Source organism: Formivibrio citricus (genome assembly GCF_900115065.1).
GTDB classification, from domain to species: Bacteria; Pseudomonadota; Gammaproteobacteria; order Burkholderiales; family Chitinibacteraceae; genus Formivibrio; species Formivibrio citricus.
The window spans coordinates 21,643-27,884 of sequence record NZ_FOVE01000025.1; the positions used below are offsets into that span (position 1 = coordinate 21,643).

The following is a 6,242-nucleotide window of genomic DNA, read 5'->3' on the forward strand; positions in this document are numbered from 1 at the left end:
GGCGTGGCGAAAAAATAATAAATAGTGCGTTTTATATTCCGCATTTCATATATAGGGGCGTGTTTTTAAGTGAGACATTGCGGCTTGCGTGGTGCCTTGGGCCCCGGGCTTGCTGTCTTGGCTTCATCACGGCTCGGTGTTCTGTGTGCGATTGTTACTAGGTGCTGCGGCGCCGGGGCGCTATCATGCCGGGCCTCCATGAAAGTATCCCCATGATTATTCTAAAGAACGTGACCTTGCGTCGCGGCAGTAAAGTCTTGCTCGACAGCACCTCGGTCACGCTCAATCCCGGCGAAAAGGTCGGTCTGGTCGGCCGCAATGGCGCCGGAAAATCCTCGCTGTTTGCCGTACTGAACGGCACACTGCATGAAGACGGCGGCGAATTTTCGATCCCGGCGCAGTGGCGCATGGCGCAGGTGGCGCAGGACATGCCCGAGACCGAGCAGAGCGCGACCGACTTCGTGATCGAAGGCGATACCACCTTGCTCGCCGCGCAGCTCGAAGTGACCGCGGCCGAAGCCAGCGACGACGGGATGCGCATGGCGCATGCCTATATGGCGCTGCACGATGCCGGCGCGCACGATGCCCCGGCGCGGGCGCAGGCGCTGATTCTGGGCTTGGGTTTCAGCGTGGCGGAGCTCGACCGGCCGGTGAACAGTTTTTCCGGCGGCTGGCGCATGCGCCTGCAACTGGCACGCGCGCTGATGTGCCCGTCCGATTTGCTGCTGCTCGACGAGCCGACCAACCACCTGGACCTGGATGCGCTGGTCTGGCTGGAAGCCTGGCTGAAAAACTACAACGGCACGATTGTGGTGATCAGCCATGACCGCGAATTTCTCGATTCGATCACCAACGTCACGCTGCATATCGACAATGCCAAGCTGGTGCGCTACGGCGGCAACTACAGCAAGTTCGAGGACATGCGCGCCGAGCAGTTGATCCTGCAACAGGCGGCGCAGGCCAAACAGCAGGAAAAGATCGAACACCTGCAAAAATTCATCAACCGCTTCAAGGCCAAGGCCAGCAAGGCCAAGCAGGCGCAGAGCCGCGTCAAGGCGCTGGAGCGCATGGAAAAGATCGCGCCGGTGTTGGCCGATGCCGAATTCCAGTTCGAATTCAAGGAGCCGTCCAACCTGCCCAACCCGATGCTGACCATGTCCGAAGCCAGCTTCGGCTATCCGGCGATGGACGACGCGCCGGCCGGCACACCGCCGACCGTGATCGTGCAAAACGTCAGCCGCTCGGTGCTGGCGGGGCAGCGTATCGGCATTCTGGGGGCCAACGGTCAGGGCAAATCCACGCTGGTGAAAACCATCGCCGGCGCATTGCAGCCGCTGTCCGGCGAGATCATCACCGGCAAGGGCCTGAATATCGGCTATTTCTCGCAGCAGGAGCTCGACGTGCTGCGCCCGGATGACAACCCGCTCGATCACATGATCCGTCTGGCGCGCGATACCCCACTGGCTTTGCGCCCCAGTTACAAAGAATGCTGCGAACAGGGGCTGCGCAACTTCCTCGGCACCTTCAATTTCAGCGGCGACATGGTCAAGCAGGCGGTCGGCAGCATGAGCGGCGGCGAAAAGGCCCGGCTGGTGCTGTGCATGATCGTCTGGCAACGCCCGAACCTGCTGCTGCTCGATGAACCGACTAACCATCTGGACTTGGCCACCCGCGAAGCCTTGAGTGTGGCGCTGAACGAATTCGAAGGCTCCGTCATGCTGGTCAGCCACGACCGCGCCCTGCTGCGCTCGGTCTGCGACGAATTCTGGCTGGTCTCGCGCGGCGGGGTGAAGGACTTCGAGGGCGATCTGGACGATTACCAGGTCTACCTGCTGGACGAGGCACGCCGTCGGCGGGAAGAGGCGGCGGCTGCGCAGAAGAAGTAGGGTGCGGCGCCGTACTGCCCGGAAGCTGGTTTTATGCGCCTGCGGCGCGGAGTTGGATGCCGGGAGTTCGTCCCGGCGGCCGAGTTTCTTTTCTTGCTTCGCCAAGAAAAGAAACCAAAAGAAGGCGACCCCGCCTTGCGGCCCTCCGGGCTACCCTCGGTCGGTCGCGAGCCAGGGTCTCGCTCCGCTTCCTCGGCGCTGGCCAAGGGGATAGGGAAAGTCGTCTGCCATGGCGAGGACATGTGGGAGCGGATGCAATCCGCGAAGGGCGGCAATGAAGGTGAGCTTGGAAAAGCGAGACGTTTTCCTCGAAGAAAGCCCAATGGTAGGGTGGGTTAGCCGAAGGCGTAACCCGCCGGATCATGGTTGCCGAAGGCCAAACAAAGAACCATTGCCCCTGTGGGGCGGGTTTGATTTTCAAACGTCGCACCGCGCGGGGTCCCGTTGGGAACGCCGCCCTACGAAACCCGGTCTACTTGGCTCAAGAGCCAAGCCCGGCATGTACAGCACATGCAAAAAGCACTGACACAGATGAATATCCAGCTGACCAATGTCAGCTCCGATATCGTAGGCCAGGGTTAGGTATCGCAGGCGGTAAGCGACTAGACTTCTGGAATCAAACTACAAATATCGGCGACCAACTCAACGATATCACCGAGGCCTGAAATGTCTGAGATTTGGGCGGTGTTCGATGCAGATAGCGTGCCCAAGTGCACACTTGTCTTCAACAGGTCTGGTTTCTGAGGTAGACCAAGATACGCGATCAGCTTCTCATACCCCTCGCGATCAAGCCATACACCAAAGCACTTGGAGCAAACGTCGATCTCAATGCCTTTGTACAGAAGCGACATCATTGGGGTTTTATCATTCGGGCAAACGACTTTGCTCTGTTGTTGTGCAGACGCCTTGGTGCCTTTGGATTTTGCGTTGTGTATTTCGAGAGCGGCTTTGGCGCGGATTTCACGGAAGAAATCGCCAGGCACAAAAGTGCCAGAGCACGTTTCACATTGGTGAACAACGTGCGTGCCAATGGGTGTTGGATTTAGCGTCGATTGGTCAAGCGCGCAATGCATTTATGATACCTAACGAAGCTGTAGAAAAACCCCATTCCGGGGCAACGAGTTGATTGTCCTGCTCGCGGCAGGGTTTGCCAAGCTGGGTTCGTGTTCTGTTGCGGATCAGCCCGAATTCATGTCATTTCTCGCTCAACGCGCCAGCGGGGCGCGGTGGTTGCGGTTGGCCGCCTGTTGGGCGGGCTTTTCCTGTGGTTTTGGGTCTTCTTACTGCGCATAACCATGGTGTGCCAGCTTTTCGATGTTGTGCAGCATGCACATCAACTTCCATTGCCCATCCACTTTCTTCTGCCCGCGCAGGGTAAAGCGCGTCAATTGCTTGTTGGCGCGCAGGTTACCAAAGACCGGCTCCACGGTAGCAAAACGGGCAGCGATCATTTGCTTGCCGATGTCGCTATCGATCCGGGCTTTCATCCGGTCGACGGCGGTTTCGGTGGCATCCCGTCTGCCCCGGAAGAACGCCACCTGCCGCACTTTGGTGGTATCGGGTTTCCTCAGGCATTGGGCGCGCAGGGTGCAAGCCAGGCAATCGCGCTGCGCGCCGGAGAACTTCATCGCTCGCTGGTCGTTGATGGTGCAGTCGCCACCGTTGCGGTAGAGCCGGTTGCCTGCCGGGCATACGCAGTGGCTGCCATCCTCGGCCAACTGGAAATCCGCCGGTCTGAACAGCTTGCACTTACCGGGATAGCTGGCCGATTTGTCATGGAGCGGATCGGGCTTGTTCCGATGCTTGTCCTGATCGGCATAGCGCGGATCGCGCAGGCGATACTGGTTGTCACAGATATACGCCGGACGCTGTTGCTGTTCCAGTGTTTCCACGTTGCCGGTGGAGTGATAACCCGCATCGGCCACATAGCAGGTGTGGGGTGCAGAAAGAGGGGTAAGGGATTCGGCCATCGGGATCAATAGTTCCTGCTCGCTACCGGTACCGTGGGCTTGCGCCTCCATGATGATCTGGTGAGCCGCATCGACCGCCGCCACGCCGGTATAGCCTTGAATCACCCCTTTGCCGGTGGCCATCTTGGCCGAATCATTGTCGGTGAGATTGGACTTGCGCACCCCGCCGCTTGTGCCTTTGCGATCCTTCGGGTTGGCAGATAGCCATTCATCGACCTGGCGCGCCTGCTTTTGCAAGCGTTCGATGCTGCGGATTTCCCGCTCACTCAAGCCGTCACCAGCCTTGGCCGCATCCTGTTCCCGATGGCGGGCGATGATGCGCTCGGCGGCGGCGCGCATCTTGTCTGCACGTTCTTTCAACTCCGTCCGCGTTCCGCTTTTGGCTTTAGAGGCATTACCGGGCAGCTTTACCCCGTCAATGGCAAACAGATCGCGACCGATCAGGTTCAACCGGTCGCATACCAGCAGAACACGGGCGAACAGCGGCGCAATGTCATCGCCCAACGAACTGACGAAATCGGCAATCGTCGTGAAGTGCGGCGCGAGATCGCCGGACACGGCCATGAACAGCACATTTTCGCGGCAAGCCCGCGCGATGCGACGGGAGCTGATCATCCCCCGACTGTAGGCCAGCAAGACGATCTTGAGCTGGACGGCGGGCGGATAGGCTGGCGCACCGCCGGTATCGTTGGCAAAGCGGGCGTTGAGTGCGGAAAGATCGAGTTCGTGATCGACCAGATGGCAGAGTGTATGTTCGAAAGTGCCGGGTTGAATCTGCGCAGCAAAATCGACCGGAAGCAATTTGAACGCCGTATTGCAATCCTTGAATCTGGCCATGAACAACCCCTTGTTATGTATGGATTATTTTACCAAATCGGCAGGAGCGGGAGGGCGGATTTCAGGGGCGGGGGAGGTTTTTCTACAGCTTCAACGTTTGACGTGAGGGGCGGCCGGAGCCGCAGGCGGAGGGAACCGCAAGCGCAGCTTGCGGACGTCCCTCTCGACGGAATTGTTAGCCGCATTACTTGACATCAACTAGCCCCAGCCAGTGCACCCGAAATGCTTCTTCTTTTTTGATGTGGTCAATGCGCAGGCGCCCGATAGCAATCATGATTTGTTGCCCAGACGCAAAGCTGCTGAAAGGAATTGAACCAGCTCTCGGAGTGAGAGTGCTTCGAGATAAGGAGTACTTCTTTTTGCCCGGTTGTAGCTGAAGGTAGTACTGCTGATTGTCTGCGATGACGACGGAAACACTATCCGGTGCCGGTTCGGATTTTGGCCAAAGAGTGAACTTGTAGTTGCCGAGATCAAGAACAATTTCAGAGGATGGGCTGACCGAGTAGGAAAGTTTGCTGGTCGCGTTGTCGCCCAACTGCATGTGGGCGTGATCGACTAGAACGACATTTCCTGCGGCCATTGCGGAGACTGCAAAGACGAATGTGACGATTGCGGCGAACAGTTTCTTGAGCATCGGATTCATACGGCTAACGTAGAGCTAACCGGCGCTGCGCGGCTTTATCGCGCAGCGTCCAGCGACCAAAGGGAGCGAGGTTGAGCGCCGGGTTAGGTGGCGTTTTCAAAGCGATTTGCTCCAATGCGTTTTATTGACACCCAGAAATTACCCGGCGGCTCCGGCAGTTCTGTGGCTATCGGATTTTCTTTCCATAGATCTTCTTCGGTGTAAGCAATGTACTCAAAGTCAAAGTCATTATTCTTGCCAACCAAATAGATGGGATACGGGGCATCGAGGTCATAGTGAATTGAGTAAACGTCGAGCCTTGCACCGGGCTTGTGACTTTCATCGTGCATTTTCCAAAATTCAGGGATCAGGTGCCGCGACAGCTTTTCCGCAAAGCGAACTGCATTATCGATGTCGCTCCACGCAGCTTCAACGGTCTCCTGCGCTTTCGCAATGTATGGCGCGGGTGATTTACCTTTCGGATGTTGCACGTAGACAAGTCTCTGCCCGAATTGGTATTCGCACTGAGAGATAGAAGGAGATGCGTCCCAGTGACCAAGCATCGGTTCGGACATGAGATCAATGACCATGGATACAAGCCACCTAACGTTGATCGAGTTGAGCGGCGCATTCGCGCCGACTGTCGTTGTTCTTTTCCATCTTCGCCCGCCGCGAATGTGTCCGCTCGAACGAGTCGTTCAATTTCATGGACGGCGGCTCCGTTCCTGTGCTCATTTTCTTGCCCAATGACCGATGCATACCCGTCCGATTCAAAACCTGCCAGTGAAGCTCTGCAGCGTGTACGCATCAACTTCGTTATGCGTCGCGCAGCTGCGCTTCACTAAATAGCAGTTTTTTCGGCCTGTATGAACCCCCGCTTCTCTGCCTATAAATAGAGGTTCACTTCCCGCTGCGCCGTAGCCGTCT

The 6,242-nt window shown here is 57.5% G+C and carries 5 protein-coding genes; 1 reads left to right on the forward strand and 4 read right to left on the reverse strand.

Annotation, left to right across the window (positions count from 1 at the left end):
- Nucleotides 1-212: 212 nt before the first annotated feature.
- Nucleotides 213-1,886, forward strand: a complete 1,674-nt coding sequence (locus BMZ36_RS13355; RefSeq protein WP_091197842.1) for an ABC-F family ATP-binding cassette domain-containing protein — start codon at nucleotides 213-215, stop codon at nucleotides 1,884-1,886.
- Between the two features lie 602 nt (nucleotides 1,887-2,488).
- On the opposite strand, the gene BMZ36_RS13360 is transcribed toward BMZ36_RS13355, so the two are convergent.
- The 4 genes from BMZ36_RS13360 to BMZ36_RS13375 form a co-directional block, all read right to left on the reverse strand.
- Nucleotides 2,489-2,959 (reverse strand): TFIIB-type zinc ribbon-containing protein, encoded by a 471-nt coding sequence (locus tag BMZ36_RS13360; RefSeq protein WP_091197826.1) that lies wholly within the window; start codon nucleotides 2,957-2,959, stop codon nucleotides 2,489-2,491.
- A 207-nt stretch (nucleotides 2,960-3,166) separates the two neighbouring features.
- Nucleotides 3,167-4,693 (reverse strand): transposase, encoded by a 1,527-nt coding sequence (locus BMZ36_RS13365; RefSeq protein ID WP_091197830.1) that lies wholly within the window; start codon nucleotides 4,691-4,693, stop codon nucleotides 3,167-3,169.
- Between the two features lie 184 nt (nucleotides 4,694-4,877).
- Nucleotides 4,878-5,336: a hypothetical protein gene (locus BMZ36_RS13370; protein ID WP_143086070.1), complete on the reverse strand. Its 459-nt coding sequence runs from the start codon at nucleotides 5,334-5,336 to the stop codon at nucleotides 4,878-4,880.
- Between the two features lie 83 nt (nucleotides 5,337-5,419).
- Entirely contained in the window at nucleotides 5,420-5,905 is a 486-nt protein-coding gene (locus BMZ36_RS13375; RefSeq protein WP_091197838.1) for a hypothetical protein, read from the reverse strand.
- Nucleotides 5,906-6,242: the final 337 nt, after the last annotated feature.

What these genes read in the sequence shown, in the direction of transcription:
- BMZ36_RS13355 (WP_091197842.1), top strand. Translation starts at nt 213, where the DNA reads ATGATTATTCTAAAGAACGTGACCTTGCGTCGCGGCAGTAAAGTCTTG.
- BMZ36_RS13360 (WP_091197826.1), bottom strand. Translation starts at nt 2,959, where the DNA reads ATGCATTGCGCGCTTGACCAATCGACGCTAAATCCAACACCCATTGGC.
- BMZ36_RS13365 (WP_091197830.1), bottom strand. Translation starts at nt 4,693, where the DNA reads ATGGCCAGATTCAAGGATTGCAATACGGCGTTCAAATTGCTTCCGGTC.
- BMZ36_RS13370 (WP_143086070.1), bottom strand. Translation starts at nt 5,336, where the DNA reads ATGAATCCGATGCTCAAGAAACTGTTCGCCGCAATCGTCACATTCGTC.
- BMZ36_RS13375 (WP_091197838.1), bottom strand. Translation starts at nt 5,905, where the DNA reads ATGGTCATTGATCTCATGTCCGAACCGATGCTTGGTCACTGGGACGCA.